19 protein-coding genes are annotated in these 19603 nt (G+C 64.5%); 11 read left to right on the top strand and 8 right to left on the bottom strand.

Annotation, left to right across the window (positions count from 1 at the left end; genetic code table 11):
• Window positions 1-582: TetR/AcrR family transcriptional regulator (locus EN943_RS22215; RefSeq protein WP_164778313.1), on the bottom strand; the 582-nt coding region annotated here is incomplete at its 3' end.
• Window positions 583-693: 111 nt separating this feature from the next.
• Between EN943_RS22215 and EN943_RS22210 the strand changes: the two genes are divergently transcribed.
• The 3 genes from EN943_RS22210 to EN943_RS22200 are packed head-to-tail and all read left to right on the top strand — an operon-like array spanning window position 694 to window position 3191.
• The gene (locus EN943_RS22210) at window positions 694-1890 is read left to right on the top strand and encodes a Tm-1-like ATP-binding domain-containing protein (protein WP_127414656.1); all 1197 of its coding nucleotides are present in this window, start codon (window positions 694-696) and stop codon (window positions 1888-1890) included.
• 13 nt (window positions 1891-1903) lie between these two features.
• Entirely contained in the window at window positions 1904-2767 is an 864-nt protein-coding gene (locus tag EN943_RS22205; RefSeq protein ID WP_127414655.1) for a phosphoenolpyruvate hydrolase family protein, read from the top strand.
• A gap of 7 nt (window positions 2768-2774) precedes the next feature.
• A complete protein-coding gene (locus EN943_RS22200) occupies window positions 2775-3191 on the top strand; it encodes a cupin domain-containing protein (RefSeq protein ID WP_127414654.1) in 417 nt (138 codons plus the stop codon).
• A gap of 196 nt (window positions 3192-3387) precedes the next feature.
• On the opposite strand, the gene EN943_RS22195 is transcribed toward EN943_RS22200, so the two are convergent.
• Window positions 3388-4578 (bottom strand): Xaa-Pro peptidase family protein, encoded by a 1191-nt coding sequence (locus EN943_RS22195; RefSeq protein WP_127414653.1) that lies wholly within the window; start codon window positions 4576-4578, stop codon window positions 3388-3390.
• A 373-nt stretch (window positions 4579-4951) separates the two neighbouring features.
• Between EN943_RS22195 and EN943_RS22190 the strand changes: the two genes are divergently transcribed.
• From EN943_RS22190 to EN943_RS22155, 7 genes are all read left to right on the top strand, one after another.
• On the top strand, window positions 4952-6562 hold the full coding sequence (locus tag EN943_RS22190; protein ID WP_127414652.1) for an ABC transporter substrate-binding protein: 1611 nt from the start codon (window positions 4952-4954) through the stop codon (window positions 6560-6562).
• Between the two features lie 252 nt (window positions 6563-6814).
• A complete protein-coding gene (locus EN943_RS22180; protein WP_127414651.1) occupies window positions 6815-7801 on the top strand; it encodes an ABC transporter permease in 987 nt (328 codons plus the stop codon).
• Window positions 7798-8628 (top strand): ABC transporter permease, encoded by an 831-nt coding sequence (locus EN943_RS22175; protein ID WP_127414650.1) that lies wholly within the window; start codon window positions 7798-7800, stop codon window positions 8626-8628. The genes EN943_RS22180 and EN943_RS22175 overlap by 4 nt, the downstream gene beginning before the upstream one ends.
• Window positions 8625-9635, top strand: coding sequence for an ABC transporter ATP-binding protein (locus EN943_RS22170; protein WP_281060854.1), 1011 nt, complete (start codon window positions 8625-8627; stop codon window positions 9633-9635). The genes EN943_RS22175 and EN943_RS22170 overlap by 4 nt, the downstream gene beginning before the upstream one ends.
• Complete coding sequence (locus EN943_RS22165) at window positions 9632-10408, top strand: ATP-binding cassette domain-containing protein (RefSeq protein ID WP_127414649.1); 777 nt, start codon at window positions 9632-9634, stop codon at window positions 10406-10408. Before EN943_RS22170 ends, EN943_RS22165 begins: the two co-directional genes overlap by 4 nt.
• 63 nt (window positions 10409-10471) lie before the next feature.
• Window positions 10472-11002 (top strand): L-2-amino-thiazoline-4-carboxylic acid hydrolase, encoded by a 531-nt coding sequence (locus EN943_RS22160; RefSeq protein WP_127414648.1) that lies wholly within the window; start codon window positions 10472-10474, stop codon window positions 11000-11002.
• Window positions 11003-11109: 107 nt separating this feature from the next.
• The gene (locus tag EN943_RS22155; protein WP_127414647.1) at window positions 11110-11892 is read left to right on the top strand and encodes a hypothetical protein; all 783 of its coding nucleotides are present in this window, start codon (window positions 11110-11112) and stop codon (window positions 11890-11892) included.
• Window positions 11893-11917: 25 nt separating this feature from the next.
• Here EN943_RS22155 and EN943_RS22150 read toward each other — a convergent pair whose 3' ends face one another.
• Both EN943_RS22150 and EN943_RS22145 read right to left on the bottom strand, forming a co-directional pair.
• Complete coding sequence (locus tag EN943_RS22150; protein ID WP_127414646.1) at window positions 11918-12529, bottom strand: NAD(P)-dependent oxidoreductase; 612 nt, start codon at window positions 12527-12529, stop codon at window positions 11918-11920.
• Window positions 12530-12570: 41 nt separating this feature from the next.
• Window positions 12571-13209, bottom strand: a complete 639-nt coding sequence (locus tag EN943_RS22145) for a DsbA family protein (protein WP_127414645.1) — start codon at window positions 13207-13209, stop codon at window positions 12571-12573.
• A gap of 131 nt (window positions 13210-13340) precedes the next feature.
• Between EN943_RS22145 and EN943_RS22140 the strand changes: the two genes are divergently transcribed.
• The gene (locus EN943_RS22140) at window positions 13341-14258 is read left to right on the top strand and encodes a LysR family transcriptional regulator (protein WP_127414644.1); all 918 of its coding nucleotides are present in this window, start codon (window positions 13341-13343) and stop codon (window positions 14256-14258) included.
• Window positions 14259-14270: 12 nt separating this feature from the next.
• Here the strand turns inward: EN943_RS22140 and EN943_RS22135 are convergent, their stop codons facing one another.
• The 4 genes from EN943_RS22135 to EN943_RS22120 form a co-directional block, all read right to left on the bottom strand.
• Window positions 14271-15887 (bottom strand): GMC family oxidoreductase, encoded by a 1617-nt coding sequence (locus EN943_RS22135; RefSeq protein WP_127414643.1) that lies wholly within the window; start codon window positions 15885-15887, stop codon window positions 14271-14273.
• Window positions 15884-17398 (bottom strand): FGGY-family carbohydrate kinase, encoded by a 1515-nt coding sequence (locus EN943_RS22130; protein WP_127414642.1) that lies wholly within the window; start codon window positions 17396-17398, stop codon window positions 15884-15886. Before EN943_RS22130 ends, EN943_RS22135 begins: the two co-directional genes overlap by 4 nt.
• Before the next feature lie 22 nt (window positions 17399-17420).
• On the bottom strand, window positions 17421-18263 hold the full coding sequence (locus tag EN943_RS22125) for a class I fructose-bisphosphate aldolase (RefSeq protein ID WP_127414641.1): 843 nt from the start codon (window positions 18261-18263) through the stop codon (window positions 17421-17423).
• A partial coding sequence (locus EN943_RS22120; protein ID WP_164778312.1) for a glycerol-3-phosphate dehydrogenase/oxidase occupies window positions 18254-19603 on the bottom strand: 1350 nt, incomplete at its 5' end. The genes EN943_RS22120 and EN943_RS22125, both read right to left, overlap by 10 nt.

The raw sequence follows: 19603 nt of genomic DNA, 5'->3' as shown, positions 1-19603 counted from the left end.
GTCCAGCCCCCATATATCCTTGAGCACGATCAGCACCTCGACGCCGAAGATAAGCGACAGCGCCTGCGCCAGCCGCTTGAAGTCGCGCGGCGGCAAACGCCCCTTGAGCGGCGCGATCGCATCTTTCAGCAAGTCGATACGATGGCCGCGCGTAAAGGCGGGCTCACCGCCCAACGTGCCGGCCTGACGCCGCGCCCATTGATCGAGCGACAATTTCAGCGCTGCCTTGAACGTGGCTTCGAAGGCCTCGATGCGCGGCATGGCCGTATCGAACAGCTCGGCGACCCGGCGTTCGGCATCGGCGGAGGTCGATTGCCAGGTGAGGATTGGCCCCAGCCCCTCATCGACGACGGCCTGCACCAGTGCCGACTGGCTCGGGAAGTAACGATAGGCGGTGGCGCGGGAAACCTCGGCCGCCTCGGCGACCTCGCTGACCGAGGGCGTGACGCCCGCCTGCATCAGCCTTGTTGCCGTCTCCAGCATCAGCCGTTTCGTCCGCGCGCGCGGCCCACGTTCGGGCACTGGGCCGGTTGCCCGTTCAGCCTCGTCATTCGCAGCGGATTGTTGACGTGAGACATCCATGCCAATATGATACGCGCGTCTCAAAAATTTGCAATGGTGTCCGCATCGTCGAGCGGCCAAGGCAATGAGCGATGGAGGCGGCATCGCGCCTGCCAGGATTGGGAGAGCGCAATGAAGCGTATCTATGTGGTGGGTACCGCGGACACCAAGGGCGAGGAACTCGCCTTCCTGGCCGATGCGATCACTGCTGCGGGCGCCCTGGTTTGTCGTGTCGATGTCGGAACGCGCGACGCAACCATCCCCGTCGACATCAGAGCGAGGGAAATCGCCGACCATCATCCCGGCGGCCGTGACGCGGTGCTCGGCGGCAATGATCGTGGCGCCGCGGTCGCCGCGATGGGCATCGCCTTCGCCCGCTTTGCCCAATCGCGCAACGACATCGCAGCCATGATCGGCATCGGCGGCGGTGGCGGCACATCGATCATCACGTCGGGCATGCGCGCCCTGCCGCTCGGCCTGCCCAAGATCATGGTCTCGACGCTCGCCTCCGGCGATACCGCACCCTACGTCGATGTCTCCGACATCATCATGATGCCGGCGGTGACCGACATGGCCGGACTGAACCGGCTCTCCCGTGTCGTGCTGCACAATGCGGCTCAAGCCATATCAGGCATGGCGGCCAGCCCGGCGCCGCCACCCGGCGGCAAACCATCGATCGGCCTCACCATGTTCGGCGTCACCACGCCTTGCGTGACCGCCATCGCCGACCAGCTCCGTTCGACCTATGACTGCATGGTCTTCCACGCCACCGGCACTGGCGGCCGCAGCATGGAAAAGCTGGCCGACAGCGGCTTGCTGTCCGGCGTCGTCGACATCACCACGACCGAAGTCTGCGACCTCCTGTTCGGCGGTGTTTTGCCGGCGACTGACGATCGTTTCGGCGCCATCGCTCGCACCGGGCTGCCCTATGTCGGCTCCGTCGGCGCGCTCGACATGGTGAACTTCTGGGCGCCTTCGACCATTCCGGAGCCCTATCGCGATCGGCTGTTCTACGAACACAATCCCGACGTCACGCTGATGCGCACCACGGCGGACGAATGCCGTGCGATCGGCGAGTGGATCGGCACAAGGCTCGCCCGCTGCGAGGGGCCGGTGCATTTTCTCATTCCGGAAAAAGGCGTCTCGGCGCTCGACATCGAAGGCGGCGCCTTCTTCGACCCGGAAGCCGACGCCGTTCTGTTCGAAGCCATCGAACGCACCATCAAGCCCGACGGCAAGCGCCGCGTGACGCGCCTGCCGCTGCATATCAACGACCCGGAATTCGCCAAGGCTGCAACATCAGCCTTCCTCGACATCGCCAGACAGTGAGAGATCTCCAAAAATGCCCGCCATACCGCGCAAGGACATATTGAAGAAATTCAGGGGAATGATCGACAAGGGTGTGCCGATCGTCGGCGGCGGCGCCGGCACCGGTCTGTCGGCCAAGGCCGAAGAGGCCGGCGGCATCGACCTCATCATCATCTACAATTCCGGCCGCTACCGCATGGCCGGGCGCGGCTCGGCCGCCGGCCTGCTCGCCTATGGCAATGCCAACGAGATCGTCAAGGAAATGGCCTATGAGGTGCTGCCGGTGGTCAGACACACGCCGGTGCTTGCCGGCGTCAACGGCACCGACCCGTTCGTCATCATGCCGCTGCTGCTGGCCGAGCTGAAGACGATGGGCTTTTCCGGCGTGCAGAATTTTCCCACCATCGGTCTGTTCGACGGCAGCATGCGGCAGAGCTTCGAGGAGACCGGCATGGGCTTCGGCCTCGAGGTCGACATGATCGCCGAGGCGCACAAGCTCGACCTCTTGACCACGCCCTATGTCTTCAACCCGGATGAGGCCCGCGCCATGACCAAGGCCGGCGCCGACATCGTCGTCGCCCATATGGGTGTGACGACAGGCGGCTCGATCGGCGCCACCTCGGCCAAGTCGCTCGACGACTGCATCGTCGAGATCGACGCCATCGCCAATGCGGCGCGCTCGGTGCGCAAGGATATCATCCTGCTTTGCCATGGCGGGCCGATCTCGATGCCGGACGACGCCCGCTACGTCCTCTCCCATGCCAAGGGCCTGCACGGCTTCTATGGCGCAAGCTCTATGGAACGGCTGCCGGCGGAAGCCGCGATCGCCAAGCAGACCGCTGATTTCAAGGCAGTGACACTTGGTGGCGGGATGGCCACGAAGAAAAAGAAGGGATGATGAGACGATGACTGACACGAGCAAGGTATTTGTCTACCCGAAGGACGTCAGCGCCTTCGGCTTCGACTGGGGAAAATTGGCGCTGACGGTGGCGCCCGAAGTGAATGGCGCGACCCGCTTTTCCGGCGGCGTCGTCGACCTGCCTTCCGGCAAGGGTCACACGCGCCACAATCATCCGGGCGCCGAGGAAATCATCTTCGTCATCTCCGGTCATGGCGAGCAGATGGTCGAGGACGAAAAGGGCAATCCGGTGGTCGCAAAAGTTGGCCCCGGCTGCACCATCTATGTGCCGGAAAGCCGCTTCCACTCGACGCTCAACACCGGCGATGGACCGATGCAGCTGTTCGTCGTCTATTCGCCGGCAGGACCTGAACTGGTTTTGCGTGAGCTGCCGGATTTCAGGCTGATCCCGCCGGGGCAGTGACCTTTCCTCGGTTCCCGCGTTTGCTGGCGGGCCCCCTCATTCGGCCGCTTCGCGGCCACCTTCTCCCCGAGGGGAGAAGAGACGAGCATCATCGCCGGCTCCCTCCTCTCCCCTCGGGGAGAGGTCGGATTGCCCCGAATTGCTTTTCGCAATTCGGATGGCAATCCGGGTGAGGGGGCAGCAGCCTCAATAACAGCTAGGCGCTCGCGTCTCTGTTCCAACCCCTGCCCCGGTCGCCGAACATCACATAGCCGGTTTCGGTAACCGCCAGCGTGTCCTCCAGCTTGATGAAGCCGCGCGTCGGGTGGAGCATGGTCGTCTCCACCGAAAGCACCATGTTCTTCTCCAGCGGCTTGGCCGCATAGGTGCCTTCATAGGTCACCGGGTGGTTGGTCATCAGGAACGGCGCCTCATGCGTGATCAGGCCCATGCCATGGGCGAAGAAATCCGTGTAGGGCGCGACCTTCGAAGCCTTCAGCACGCCCTCGGCATGGGAAATCATGTCGCCGCCCAGCGTGCCCGCTTTGACTTTTGAGAAGGCCGCCTGCTGCACCGTCTCGATCTCGGCCAGCAGATCTTCCAGTTCGGCATCCGGTTCGCCGAGAATGCCCATCCGGCAGAGGTCGCCGATATAGCCGTGATAGTTGCCGCCGGAATCGATCGACAGCACCTCGCCTTTTTTCCACGCCTGCGGTGAAGCGGCGCGGTTGTGGCTGGAGCCCAGCGTCAGCAGGCAATATTCGAAATGGATACCGCGATTGGTTTCCTCGCGCCGCAGCTGCTCGATGATCTCGCTCTTGGTCGTGCCTTCGCGCGCCCATTGGATAGTCGCCAGCATGGAATCGGTGATCAGTTCGGAGGCCGTGCGCAGCTTCTCCAGCTCCGCATCGGTCTTGATGGCGCGCATGCGCTCCAGCATGTCGGTCGCGTCGATCAGCCTGGCATCCGGTAACGCCTTGCGGATCAGCGTATAGGCGTCCGACGGCAGGAAGCCAGGCTCGATGCCGATGCGGGCGCCGGCCTTGCCGATCTTTTGCAGATGTTCGACGGCGAGATTGGCGGCGTCGAGCGTGCCCCAGCAGGCGGCGTGCAGCGTCGGCGTCCAGAACGGGTTGTTCTGATGCTCGCCGCCCTCCATGCGGTTGCCGATATAGGCGGCATGGTCCGGCCCGCCCTTTTCGTACACGACGATCGGCAGATACCGGCTGTGGCCGATCGCATCCATGGCGGCGAAGAAGATGAACTTGTAGCCGCCCAGCAGATATTGCGTGTTGTGCTTGGAGGTGGCGAGCAGCACATCGATGCCGGCCTCGTCCATCAGCCGGTCGACCCTTGCCTGGTCGAACGGGATATTGCCGACGGCATTCTTGCCCGGAGCAATGTTCATCTTTCTCTCCCTGAATTGCCTGGGATCGCCGGCGGTTCCGCTCGCGATCCTCTGGCTATGGCTCAAATCTGCACCATTTTGCCCGTTCTGGTCCAGCCAGAAATAGGGAAAACAGCAATGTTCGATGTCATCATATCGTCGTCCATCGCATATTCGATCAAACTGGTCCTACCAGATTGATCGAATTGAGCCGCATGTTCCAACTGGTCCAGCGGACGAAAATTTCAAAGCCAAGCGAGGATGCGCCAATTCCGTCTCTGGCGAAACCCTCGGCAAGGCTCATAATCGCCGCCGCAAGGACGCTGGCGGGCTTGCCGGCATCCGAGGGGTATTGGCGCACCCGACCGGGTCGCGGAGAGGACGGAGTTCGATCATGTCAGGTTTCACGATTTCCAGACGCACGATGCTTGCCGGCTCGGCAATGCTGCTGGCCTCCACCGCCATGCCGACACCGGGCTGGGCGCAGACACCGAAGAAGGGCGGCCGGCTGGTGCTTGCCGCCGATTCCGAACCACGCAACCTCAATCCGGCGATTGTCGCCTCCAACGGCGTGTTCTTCATCTCCAGCAAGATCGTCGAAACGCTGGCCGAAGCCTCCTTCGACGGCAAAGACGGGCTCGCGCCACGGCTGGGGCTGAGCTGGGAGGGTGCCGCCGACGGGCTCTCGGTGACGTTCAAACTGCGCGACGGCGTCAAATGGCATGACGGCAAGCCGTTCACCTCGGCCGACGTCGCCTTCTCGGCGCTGCAGATCTGGAAGCCGCTGCAGAATCTCGGCCGCACCGTGTTCAAGGATCTGGCCAGCGTCGACACCCCGGACGATCTCACCGCCGTGTTCAAATTCGCCAAGCCGACGCCGTTCCAGCTGATCCGCAACGCGCTGCCGGCGTTGAGCAGCGTGGTGCCGAAGCACATCTATGAGGTCGGCAAGATCGAGGACAACCCGGCCAACAACGCGCCGATCGGCACCGGGCCGTTCAAATTCGGCGAGTACAAGGCCGGCCAATATTACCGGCTGACGAAGAACACCGACTACTGGGGCAAGGACGAGCCCTATCTCGACGAGATCATCTATCAGGTGCTGCCGGACCGCACGTCAGCGGCGAGCGCGCTGGAGGCCGAGGAGATCCAGCTCGCAGCCTTTTCCGCCGTGCCGCTGGCCGATCTCGACCGCATCTCGAAAGTGCCGGGCCTGAAGGTGATCTCCAAGGGCTACGAAGCGTTGACCTATCAACTCGTCGTCGAGATCAACCATCGCCGCAAGGAACTGGCCGACGTGAAAGTGCGCCAGGCGATCGCGCACGCCATCGACAAGGATTTCGTCGTCAAGACGGTGTTCCTCGGCTATGCCGCCACGGCCACCGGTCCGGTGCCGAAGAACGATCCGCAATTCTACACCGCCGATGTGCCGACCTATGCCTTCGACATCGCCAAGGCCAACGCGCTGCTCGACGAGGCCGGCTACAAGAAAGGCGCCGACGGCAACCGCTTTTCGCTGAAACTGCTGCCCGCGCCCTATTTCAACGAGACCAAGCAGTTCGGCGACTATCTGCGCCAGGCGCTCGCCGCCATCGGCATCGACGCTCAGCTGGTCAACAACGACTCGGCCGCGCACATCAAGGCGGTCTACACCGACCACGCCTTCGACCTCGCGGTCGGCCCGCCGGTGTTCCGCGGCGACCCGGCGATCTCGACCACCATCCTGGTGCAGAGCGGCATTCCCGACGGCGTGCCGTTCTCCAACCAGGGCGGCTACAAGAACGACGCGCTCGATGCGCTCATCGCCAAGGCATCCGAGACGCTCGACGCATCAGCCCGCACCAACCTCTACAAGGAGTTCCAGAAGGAGGTGGCCGCCGACCTGCCGCTGATCAACGTCGCCGAATGGAGTTTTATCAGCGTCGCGCGCGATACCGTCGGCAACATCGCCAACAACCCGCGCTGGGCGGTGTCGAACTGGGCGGACACGTATTTGGAATCGTGACAGACTTACGCGGATGAAAATTCGCGAAATCATCGTAGGCATCGAGCTCTACGAGGCCCCCCCCTGTCCTGCCGGACATCTCCCCCTCAAGGGGGGAGATCATCAGCTTGTCTGTCCCGCGAATTCTTCAACGTTGGAGATTGGCGACGCCGAAAATGACAGCCAATCTCCCCCCTTGAGGGGGAGATGTCCGGCAGGACAGAGGGGGGTGCCTAGGCGCAATTCTGACCAGCGTGTTGCTCCGACGCCGCCATGACCCGCGCCCTCACCCTCATCCGCCGTCGCCTCGTCGGCAGCATATTCGTGCTGCTGATCGTCGTCGTCGGCACCTTCCTGCTGCTCGAAGCGGCCCCCGGTGATGCGGTCGACGCCTATATCGTCTCGACCGGCGGCGACGCCGGCATGATCGAGCTGTTGCGCCATCGCTGGGGCCTCGACCAGTCGGAACTGACGCGGCTGGCCAACTATCTCTGGGCGCTGCTGCATCTCGATCTCGGCCAGTCGGTAACCTTCTCCCGACCGATCCGCGACGTCATCCTCGAACGCCTGCCCAACACGCTGCTTTTGATGGTCAGCGCCACCGCGCTCTCCTTCGGGCTCGGCTCGGCACTCGGCATCTATGCCGGCGCGCGGCCGGGAAGTTTCCGCGACCGCTTCCTGTCGATCGGCTCGCTGGCGCTCTATGCCGTGCCGGGTTTCTGGCTCGGACTGGTGCTGATCGTCGTCTTTGCCGTCGACCTGCGCTGGCTGCCGATCGGCGGCATCGAAACCCTGGCCTCTGACAAGACCGGTCTCGACCGCGCCGCCGACATCGCCACTCATCTCGTCCTGCCCGTTTCCGCCCTCGGCTTCATCTATCTGGCGCTCTATCTGCGCATGATGCGTGCCGGCATGGCCGAGGTCTGGCGCCTGGATTTCGTGCTGGCCGCCCGTGCCAAGGGGCTTTCGCGCCGCCGCATCGTGCTCGCCCACGTCGCCCGCAACGCATTGCTGCCGCTGGTCACCATGCTCGGCTTGCAGTCGGCGCAGATGCTCGGCGGCAGCGTCGTCATCGAGAGCGTGTTTTCCGTGCCCGGCCTCGGCCGGCTGGCGCAGGAGGCAGTCGCCTCCCGCGATACGCCGCTTCTGCTTGGCATTATTCTCACCAGCGCCGTGCTGGTCATTGTCATCAACCTTGCCGTCGACATCGCCTATGCCTTCCTCGACCCGCGCGTCGGCGCCAGCGAGGCCGGTGCGTGAGCCCGCTCCGCCGCTTTCTGCGCACGCCCGAGGCGGTCGCCGGCGCCATCCTCCTGGTGGCGCTGATCGCCATGGCGCTGTTGGCGTCGCTGCTATTCCCCGGCGATCCGCAGGCCATCGCCGGGCCGGCGCTGCTGCCGCCGTTCCAGGACTGGTCGCTGTCGCTCGGCACCGACCGGCTCGGTCGCGACGTATTGGCCGAGCTTTTTCATGGCGCCCGCACATCGCTGGCCGTCGGGCTCGCGGCCGCGGCCGCCGCCATCGTCGTCGGCGCCGTGGTCGGCACATTGGCCGGCTTTGCCGGCGGCCTCGTCGACGAGGTGCTGATGCGCATCACCGACGCCTTCCAGACCGTGCCTAGCTTCCTGCTGGCACTGGCCTTCGTCAGCGTCGTCGGACCGTCGCTCGGCATCGTCGTGATTGCCATCGCGCTCGGCACCTGGACCGGACCTGCCCGGGTCGCCCGCGCGGAAGTCCTCTCCATTCGCGAACGCGATTATGTCGCCGGGGCCAGGGTCATCGGCATGCACCCGCTGGCGATCGCCTTTCGCGAGGTGCTGCCCAATGCCTTGCCGCCGGTGCTGGCGATGTCGTCGGTGATCGTCGCCGCCGCGATCCTCACCGAAGCGGCCTTGTCGTTCCTCGGCCTCGGCGATCCCAACCGGGTCACCTGGGGCGGCATGATCGCCGAAGGCCGCGCCGTCCTGCGCACCGCACCCTTCCTGTCGATCGTCCCGGGCATAGCGCTGGTGCTGACTGTGCTGGGTATCTATCTCGCCGGTGAAGGCATCGTCGAGACGACGGCGGTCAGGAGAGGCATGTCGTGACCACCCTGGCTACAATCCGCGACCTGACGGTGACCTACCGCCGTGACGGCAGCGAGGTGACGGCGCTGAGGGGTGTCAGCCTCGACATAGAGGCTGGCGAACGCCTCGCCATCATCGGCGAAAGCGGTTCGGGCAAGAGCACGCTGGCGTTGGCGATTGCAGGGCTGCTGCCGGCATCGTCCAGGATTGAAGGCCGCATTGATTGGTTCTGGCGAACACAACCAACCTTGGGTGTCCAGGCGCCCCCCTCTGTCCTGCCGGACATCTCCCCCACAAGGGGGGAGATCGGCAGCTCCGTCGCCGGCTCTCCCTCTGCAGCGCTGGAGATAGGCGAAAGCGGTGGCGACAGTGCAATCTCCCCCCAAGTGGGGGAGATGTCCGGCAGGACAGAGGGGGGCGCCGCAGAGCGCCAGCCTTTTCATCTTCGCGGTGGAGTGCCCCGCCTCGGCCGCGACATCGGCTTCGTCTTCCAGGATCCCTCGGCCAGCCTCGATCCTGTGATGACCATCGGCAAGCAAATCGCCGAAGTCGCGCGCACGCATCTCGGCCTCACCTGGTCCCAGTCCCATGCCAGGGCCAAAAGCCTGCTGGAGCGCGTCCGCCTGCCGGACCCGGACTCGGCCTTGCGCGCCTTCCCGCATCAGCTTTCCGGCGGCCAGAAGCAGCGTGTGGCGATCGCAGCAGCCATTGCGGCCGGTCCGAAATTGCTGATCGCCGACGAAGCGACCAGCGCGCTCGATACCATCGTGCAGGCCGAGATCGTCGCCTTGATCCAACGCCTGGTGACCGAGGACGGCATGACGCTGCTGTTCATCAGCCATGACATCGCGCTGGCGGCCGAGCTTGCCGAGCGCATCGCCGTTTTCCGCCATGGCCAGCTGGTCGAGCTTGGCATGACGGCGCAGATTGTCGGCGCCCCGGCCCAGCCCTATACGCGCGCATTGCTCGACGCCCATATCGGTCTCGACACCAAGCCATTGCTGGACCGAGCCGGACTCCACGCATGAGCCTGCTGGCGGTGTCCAACCTCACCAAGCGCTACCGTCGCGGCGACAACACCATCGCTGCCGTCGATGATGTCTCCTTTCACATCGAGCCCGGCGAAACGCTGGCGTTGGCCGGACCTTCCGGCAGCGGCAAGTCGACGATCGCGCGGCTGGTGCTGCGATTGATCGAGCCGGACGCCGGGCGCATCGAATTCGAAAGCGACGATTTCCTGGCCCTGCGCAGCGCGGCACTGCGAGCGCGCCGTGCACGCCTGCAGATGGTGTTCCAGGACCCGCTTGCCGCCTTCAACCCTCGCGCCACGGTGGCGCGTGTGCTCGACGATCCCTTACGCATCCATGGCATCGCCTCCCGCGCCGAGCGCCCGCGCCGCATCGCCGCCTTGCTGGAGCGCGTCGGGCTGACGGCGGACCTCGCCCCGCGTGCCATCCACGAGATCTCCGGCGGCCAGCGGCAGCGCGTCGCCATTGCCCGCGCCATTGCCACAAAGCCATCGCTGATCGTGCTCGACGAGGCGGTGTCGGCGCTCGACGTCTCCGTGCGCGGGGAGATCCTCGAGCTTTTGCTCGACCTGCAGCGCCAGGAAAAGATCGCCTATCTCTTCATTTCACATGATCTCGGCGTCATCAGGTCGGTCGCCCACCGCGTCATCCTTCTCGACGCCGGCCGGGTTGCCGAGAACGGCGATGCCCGAACCGTCATCGACGCACCGCAATCGGCCATTGGCAAGGCGTTGGTGGCGGCAGCACCGAGATTGAACCGGACCGGACCATGATCCCGAAAAGTGGGATCCGGTTTTCGGACAAGATCATGGTCAAACAACAAACCAGGACGCAACATGACCGACGCCGAAGCCAGAGCCGAAAAACTGTCGCGCGAACTCGATTCCGCCTTCCGCAACCGCGCCGATCTCTACCGCCTGTTCCTCGACGAACTGACCGGCGAGCTGGGCGCCGAAAAGGCCGAAGCGATCATGATCCGCGCCATCGAACAGCGCGGCAAGGAAGTCGCGGCTGCCGCCTTCGCCAGCTTTGGCCCCAATGACGCACGCGCCATCGGCGAAGCCTTGCTCGCCGTCAGCCCGGATGGCGGCCTGATGTATCCGACCGACGTCGAACGCAGTGATGACCGCATCGCCTTCAGGGTGAAGCGCTGTCCTCTGAAGGACGCCTGGGTCGAAGCCGGTGTTGGCGACGAAAAACTAGCCACGCTCTGCCGCATTGCCGGCGCCTTCGACCGCGGCCTGTTCGAGGCGACTGGGGTGGGTTTCGACAATGTCACCTGGACGCCGGGCCACGGCTCCGGCTGCTGTCATATCGCCCTGACAAACAGAGCCAGCATGGATGAGGGCCGCGCCTCATCGAACTGACGGGGATTGGCGATGCTGTTGGCGGAAGCCGAACAAGGTGACAGCGAGCCCCTTCCTTGTTCTTATCGAGCATCACGAATCGGCGGCCTCATCGAGGAGGGACAATAATGCACGTCGTGACATTGTTGAAAGCGAACATGTTCGATGTCGAGATCGACGGCAAGCCCGCTTCGATCGCCGAGGCCTTGCCGGACTGGAACCCGCATGACCGTTTCGGGTTGGTGATCGACGATGCGCTTGGCGGCATCGGCGCCACCCATCTGCTGCAGATTGCCATCACCTCGTTCTACGACGTCAAGCCGAGCCGCCGCACAGAGCTGACGGTCTACCCGGAAATCTATGCCTTCCACATCGGCAAGGGCTATGGCGCGCATGCGCCCTATGATTTCTGGCCGGCCCGGCGCGAGGTCATCACCTCGCGCGATCACCGCGAGGTGCTCGACGCCATCAACGATCGTGGCATCACCCGGCTTGCCGTCCCCGATCGCCAACCGCGAGACGTCGTGCACCGGCCGAAGGAAGTCGACGCGGCGCTCGACCGGATTGTCTCGGCGTTCGTCTACAGCCCGTCGGGCCGGGTTTCGGACCCGGACCTGGTCATTTCAGGCAACGACAAGCGAACCGAATACAACCCCGACAGTGCCTTGCGGCCTCGCTATACCGACAACCGGCCGGCTTCGGTTTCGACGGCGGCCAAGCCGGTCAAGGAGATCGATCCGTCCTATCAGGAATGGCTCCGCAAGCGAGAGCACGACCTGACCGGCGACGAACGTGCCTTTGTCGAACGCCGTCGCGAGGCGCTGAGGCAGGACGGGCTCGTCACCGAGACCTACCGGCGTGCCGGTGTCCGTGAAGCGCTGATGCGGCTGGCGTCGGCCGGCCTCGATTGAGGCTCGGCCGCCACCACCTGTTCGCTCAATAGCCGACGGTGAAGCGCTGCCTGCTGTGGGCCGGCTCGTCGATCTCGTCGACCATGACGATCGCGTAGTCCTCGAAGGAAATGCTGCTGCCCTTGTCGGAGGCGAGAAGCGTGTCCTTGCCGAGGCGGAATTTGCCGGTGCGCTCGCCAGGCACGAACATGGCGGATGGCGACAGGAACGTCCAATCGAGGTCGTCGACCGTCTTCAATCTGTCGAGAAAGTCGGCGCCCTTCTGCGCTTCTGCCTTGTAGATCGCCGGGAAGTCGGGGCTATCGACCAGCCGCTTGCCGGGCGCGACTTCGAGACTGCCGGCGCCGCCGACGACGAGATAGCGCTTCACGCCGGAGGCGCGCACCGCCTCGATCAGCGTATCGGCATCGCTGTCCAGGAAATGCACGGAGCTGATCACCGCGTCATGGCCGCGGAGCAGGTCAGCGAGACCTTGTCTGTCGAAGACATCGCCCTTCCTCGCCGTCACGCCCGGAAGCGCGACGATCTTTTCCGGGTTGCGCGCAATGCCGGTGACGGTGTGGCCGCGATCGGAGAGTTCCCTGAGAAGGCGCGAACCGACGGCGCCCGATGCACCAATGAGAGCGACTTTTGCCATGTCTGTTTCCTTGTTCCTTGTTGGGGGTCTGGAGGCTGGGATCACGCCGCCGCGATATGGGCGACGAGATTGTCGAAGCTGCCGAACAGTGCGTTCGAACCGATGAGCCGGGGCGCATCATTGCGGATGACCGAGAGCGAAGGTACGCCATCGGCATGCAGGCGCTGGAACAGCGCACCGCCACGGCCAACCAGATCGCGGTGAGCCGTCAGCAATGTTTCAGTTGGCGCCTTGAGCATTTCGGCGGCGTCCGCCATGTCGGCGGCGGCGAGCACCTCGGCCACACCGCCGATCGTCACGACATCGCGTCCTTCTACATAGCGCGCATGCTGGATCGTCTTCAGCGCCGCAAACCGGCGGCTGGGGTCTTCCAGGCCAGCGGCACTGATGCCGAGTGTGGCGGCATGCGAATCGAGCAGGGTGCCACGGACATTGAGGACATTGTGCCGGTAGGCCGGCGTGAACGGCTGCCCGGTCAAGCGCTCGATGCGCTGGTCGTTCGCCCAGGCGTGCGCCGCAAAACCTTCATCCATCGGCCGCGCGCCGGCGCCGGAAAACAGGCCGGTCGGCAGCAGTTCGACGCGCACGCCGGTGGCCGACAACCGGTCGAGCATCGGGGCGGCACCATAGCACCAGCCGCAGAGCGGATCGAAAAGATAGGTCACTTCTGAATTGCTCATGGTCGCTGCCATTCCTGTCCGGCTACCGGACTCATCGAGGCCGTCGCTCATATGTGGCAGACGGCGGCCTTGCGATAAATGGCACCCAATTATACAAACTGTCTGATCTGATCATACAAAGGGCAGCCAGCTTGGCCGAACTTCTGAACCTCAATCGGCTCGCCTACTTCACCACGGTGATGGAAACCGGCTCGTTCACTGCCGCAGCCGACCGGCTTGGCGTCGCCAAGGCCGTGGTCAGCCATCAGATCGGCAAGCTGGAAGAGGAACTGGGTGCAACGCTGCTGCAGCGCACGACCCGGCGTGTCACGCCGACCGAAGAGGGTCGCCTCTTCTATGACCGCGCAATGATCATCCTGCGGGAAGCGGAGGCGGCCTATGGCGAAATCTCGCGCGGGGCCGTCGAACCGAGCGGAACGCTGAGGCTGACAGCGCCACTCGACTACGGCACCAAGATGGTGGCTCCGGTCATGGCGGCCTATCTCAGAACCTATCCGCACATGCGCGTCGAGGCGATCTTCGACGACGCGGTCGCCAATCTGGTCGACGAGCAGATCGATCTCGGCATCCGTGTCGGCTGGCTCACCGATTCCTCGAACCAGGCGCGGCGCCTGGGGACGATCCGGCAAACCGTGGTGGCGAGCCCTGGCTTCGCGGCGAGCCTGCCGCCCGATGTGACGCCGCGCCAGGCAAGATCGCTGGCCTGGGTCGGCAACACCCAGTTGCGCGGCATCGGCCAATGGCTGTTTTCCAGGGATGGCGAGACGGTGCTGACCGAACTCAATCCGGTGATCATGTGCGACAAGAGCCCCGCCGCCCTGGCTTGCGTGCTCGTCGGCATCGGGCTCGGCGTCTTTCCGGACTACAGCGTCAGCGACGATATCGCCGAGGGGCGGCTGGTGTCGGTGTTTGCCGACTGGAGCCTGCCGTCAGGCGGCATTCACGCGGTCTTTCCGCCGGCCCGGTTCCGGCCCGCCAAGGTGCGCACCTTCGTCGATCTGCTCGCGGCGGCCGAGAGGCGGCGATCGCGCGGTGTTGCCACGGCTTGAAGCCGATGGCGGTCAGCGGGCCTCTTGCAGGATCATCTCGGCTGCCTTTTCCGCGATCATGACGACCGGCGAGTTGGTGTTGCCCGAGACGATTGTCGGCATGATCGAGGCATCGACCACGCGCAGCCCGCCAAGCCCGTGAACACGCAGGCCGTCGTCGACCACCGCCATCGAATCCGAACCCATCTTGCAGGTGCCGACGGGGTGGAAAATCGTCGTGCCGATATCGCCGGCCTTGCGGATGAGCTCTTCATCGCTGTCATACTGCGTGCCGGGCAGCATCTCTTCCGGCGCAAAGCGCGCCACCGCGCGGGCCTTCATCAGACTGCGGACATGGCGCAACGACGCGACGGCCACGCTGCGGTCTCCCTCGGTGGAAAGATAGTTCGGTCGGATCTTCGCCGCCTCCCGCGCGTCAGCTGAACCCATGTGCACGCTGCCCCGGCTTTCCGGACGCAGATTGCAGACCGAGACGGTGACCGCGGGAAAGCGATGCAGCGGCTCGCCCAGCCGGTCGGTGCTCAGTGGCTGCACATGATATTCGAGGTCGGGCGTTGCGAGGCGCGGATCGCTCCTGGCGAAGATGCCGAGCTGGCTTGGCGCCATCGACAGTGGCCCGCTGCGCTTGAGCGCGTATTCCAGCCCCATCGACGCACGGCTGACCAGATTGTGGTAGCGCTGGTTGAGCGTGGCAGTGTTGGCGACCTTGAAGACGGTGCGGATCTGCAAATGGTCCTGCAGGTTTTCTCCGACGCCTGGCAAGGCATGACGAACATCCACGCCGATGCCCGAGAGCAGGTCGGGGTGGCCCACCCCCGACAGTTCGAGCAGCTTGGGCGAGTTGATGGCGCCGGCTGCAAGGATCGTCTGTCCAGAGCGGACCTGATGCAGGCGGTCACCTTGGCGGAAAACCAGTCCGGTGACGCGCCGGCCGTCGAATTCGAGCCGTTCGGTCTCCGCGCCGAGCACCACGCGCAGGTTCTTGCGCGCCGCGATGCCACGCAGGAAGGCCTTCGATGTGTTCCAGCGGACGCCCTTCTTCTGGTTGACCTCGAAATAGCCCGAGCCTTCATTGGTGCCGGTATTGAAGTCTTCGGTGCGCGGAATGCCGAGTTCCTCGGCAGCGTCCCGGAAGGCGTCGAGGATAGGCCATGAAAGCCGCTGTCGTTCGACCCGCCACTCGCCGCCGCTCCCGTGCATGGCGCTCTTGCCACCATGGAAGTCCTCCGACTTGAGGAAGTAAGGCAGGACATCGTCCCAGCCCCAGCCGGCATTGCCGGCCTGGCGCCAGCCATCATAATCGGCTGCCTGGCCGCGCATGTAGATCATGCCGTTGATCGATGAACAGCCGCCAAGCACCTTGCCGCGCGGATAGTTGAGGCTGCGCCCGTTGAGACCGGCTTCCGGCTCGGTCTTCATCATCCAGTCGGTGCGCGGGTTGCCCATGCAGAAGAGGTAGCCGATCGGAATATCGACCCAGTGATAGCGGTCGCTGCCGCCGGCCTCGAGCAGCAGCACATTGTTGCGCGGATCGGCCGAAAGCCGGTTGGCGAGCACGCAGCCGGCGGAGCCAGCACCGACGATGACGTAGTCGTAACTGCCGAACGGGGACGGTGAAGCTTCGGTCACGTGCGCGCCTGCTGTCCGGCGATGCGCTCCCACATCGGGGTCATCGCCTGGTTGATCTCGCCGTAGAGTCGATACCGCTGTGCGTATGCGTGAGCAACCGCCTCGTTGGGTACAAAATGTCGGGCCGCCGCTGTCATGGCGGCGGCACCGGCACTGTAGTCCGCGAAAATGCCGACGCCGGTGCCGGCAGCGATCGCCGCTCCCAGCGCGCCGGTTTCGCGGCTGCGCGCCACGGTGACCGGCACGCCGAGCACATCGGCGAAGATCTGCGGCCATACGCTGCTGCGGGAGCCCCCGCCGGACAGCACCACCTGGTCGAAAGCAGCGCCCGCTTTGTGCAAGGTCTCGACATGGCGCTTATGCTCGAAGGCGACGCCCTCGAACAGCGCACGAAGCAGATGGGCGCGACTATGCCAGCCGGCGATGCCGTAGAAGCCGGCGCGCGCATGGCCATTCTGCTGCGAGCCGTAGAGGAAGGGATGATAGATCGGGATGTCGCTGTTGGGATCGACGGACGCCACCAGTTCGCTGCACAATTCGAACGGCGACTTGCCGGCTTCGCCACCATGTTCGAGAAACTCGCGAACGATCCATTCGAGATTGGCGGCCGAGGTCGCACTGGATTCGATCGCCAGATAGCGCTGGCGATCGAAAGTCGACAGCATGAAGATCGAAGGGTCGCGGATCGGTTCGTCGGTGATGACCTGGTTGATGCTCCAGGTTCCAGCGATGACCGAGGCGGCACCGGTTCTGGTCACGCCCGAACCGACCGCGCTGGCGACGACATCGAACAGCCCGGCGACGACCGGCGTGCCGGCGCGCAGTCCCGTCAGGGCCGCCACCTCCGCGCTGACATGACCGGCAATGTCGGCCGATTCCAGCACTGGCGGCAGCAGGTCCATGCAATCGCCAAGTCCGTAGGCGGCAAGCAGGTCCGGCTCGTAGCGCCGATCCTGCATCTGCAGCAGGCCGCAGCCCGACATATCTGAAGTATCGCTGCTGCGCGCACCTGTCAGGCGGTTGACGACGAAATCCTTGCACAGGAACACAGTTCCGATGTCGGCAAACAAAGCCGGCGAAAAGCGCTTGAGCCAGGCAAGCAAGGTCGGCGTCTGCGCCGCCCACGGCCGTTGCAGGCAGTGTGCATAGGTGCGGTCACCGACATTCTGTTTTGCCCATTCGGCAACGATGTCGACCGCGCGTGTGTCGAGCGACTGGATGCCGATCAATGGCGCGCCCGTGCGATCGAGCGCGTAGAGCCCGTTGCCATGGCCGGCGCAGCCGATGGCAACGATCTCGCCGGCGTCGATGCCGGCTTCAGCGATGCATTGGCCGATGACCGAAACCGCGTTGCGCCAGAGTTCGTCGAGGTCGCGCTCGACATGTCCGGGCTTTGGCATGGACGAGCGGCCGTCATGGGCGGCGAATGCCAGTTCGCGGCCGGACAGGTCGAAGAGGATGGCCTTGATGACGGTGTTGCCGGCATCGAGACCGAGGATATAGCTTGCCATTGGCGCCTCCCGAGGCCGCAGCCTATGCCTGGTTGTACAGATCCCAGGCCGTGCCGCCATCGGCATCGTCGTGAATGATCGCCATCAGCCCGCGCACGACAGCGCTCGGATTGGCGTGCTGGTAGATGTTGCGGCCATAGACCATGCCAAGCGCACCCTGTGCCATCAAGGCAGCCGACTTGTCGAACACGGCACGCAGATCCTCCTTGCCGCCGCCACGCACCAGCACCGGGCAGCGCGCCGCCTCGACGACGCGGTGGAAGTCGTTGGGATCGGTGGTCGGGTCGGCCTTGACGATATCGGCACCCATCTCGCGGGCAAGCCGGGTCAAGGTGACGATCTTTTCGGCATCGCCGTCGACCATGTAGCCGCCATGCTCAGTGACCGGCAGCATGGCCAGCGGCTCGATCATCAGCGGCAGGCCGTATTTCTCGCAATCGGCGCGCACGCGGGCGATGTTCTGCACGCATTGCCGGAACAGGTCCGGTTCGTCGGGCAGCATGAACAGATTGACCACGGCGCAAGCCGCATCCATCTCGATGGCGCCAAGCAAGGGCTCGGCTTCGTTCTGCAGCACCGCCCACATCGCCCGGTGGCGTATCTTGTTATAGGGATTGCCCATGTCGATGCGCATCACCAGCGCCGGCTTGTCCTTGCCAGGCACGGCCTGCAGCAGATCGGCCTGGCCGTAGTTCATCTGGATGGCGTCGGGGCCGGCCTTGACCAGCTGGTTGACCACACCGGCCATGTCTTCCAGCCCGGCAAGGAAACTCGGCTCGTTGCAGGCACCATGATCGATGGCGACGTCGAGGCAGCGGCCGCCACCGAACAGCCGGTTCATGCGGACTTTCTTGTTTACACGCATAGGGCGCTCCTTTGATGCGTCTGGAGATCGATGCCGTGCCGGCCGGCCAGCAAGGCGAGGAAGGTCGAGCGCTCGGTGGCGGTCTCGCTGGCACCCCAGCCCTTGTGCGCCGCTAGCATGTCGAGAACGGCATTGACGAGGTCGAAGCTGAGACCGCCCGAAATGGCGATGGTGGTGCGGCGCAGGAACAGGTCGGCAAGGCACTCGACCTGCTCGCGCTCGATGATGCGTCCTATCTCGCTTGCCGAATAGTCCGATTGCGGCAGCATCTGTTCGCCCGCCGGGTGCGAAGCGAAATCCCTGGCCGACGTGCCATAGCGTTGCAGAAGTGTGTGCGCGCGCTCGACCGGCAGGCCGTGTTCGGCGGCGAATGATGCGCACCAGGCGTCCGGATCGGCGGGAAAATCGCGGCCGCCACCGATGGCCATGTCCTGCGTGCCCTTGCTGCGCGCGAGGCCGAGCCGCTTCAACGCCATGTCGGCGGCCAGCGCTCCAAACGAACGGAAGGTGGTCCACTTGCCGCCGATCATGCACAACGTCGCCGGCAGATGCCGGCTCGCTTCCACGAACTCGCAAAAATGATCGCGCGGTATTCGGCTGGTAAAACTGTCCTCGCTGGCCGGCAACGGGCGTACCCCTGCAAACCGGAACACAATCTGGTTTTCCGTGATCTTAATCGAGGGGAAGACGAAGGCGAGCGACTGCAGGATGTAGTGCTGCTCATCCTCCTCGCAACGGACCTTGTCCGGATCGTCCACACGGATATCTGTCGAGCCGATCAGCACCTTGCCGAGATAGGGAAACAGGATGCAGATGCGCCCGTCCTCGTTCTCGTAATAGACCATGTGGCCGCCGAGCGCGTCGAACAGTTCTGCGTTGTCGACAATGAGATGCGAGCCCTTGGTGCCGCCCATCATCCTCTGCGCCGCCGCCCCGATGGCCTTGTTGGTCAGGTCGATCCAGCCGCCGGTGGCGTTGATGACCAGTTGCGCCCGCACCGGCAGTTCTTCGCCGGTCAACGTGTCGGTAATGGCAAGGCCGTCACCTGTCGACGATACCTGAGCGTAGTTCAAGGCGCGGGCGTTCGCCGCGCTCGCCATGGCCTCCAGCAGCATCTCCAGGCCGAGGCGTTCGGGCCGGCTTACCCAGGCGTCGTAGTAGGTCGCCGAATTGCGGATCGCCGGATTGATCGCCGGCCATGTCTTCAGGGTTTCGGCGCGGCCCCTGAACCTGTGCGTCGGCATCAAACGCCGTGCGGCTGTGAAAAGGTCATACATGGCAAGCCCGGCCTTGATGACCAGCGCGCCACGCCGGCTAGGCCGCCGCGTCAGCCCCAGGAA

This window comes from Mesorhizobium sp. M7A.F.Ca.US.006.01.1.1 (assembly GCF_003997935.1).
Lineage (GTDB): Bacteria > Pseudomonadota > Alphaproteobacteria > Rhizobiales > Rhizobiaceae > Mesorhizobium.
The sequence above is the reverse complement of the archived record's forward strand: the minus strand, read 5'-3'. Positions and strand labels throughout refer to the sequence as shown.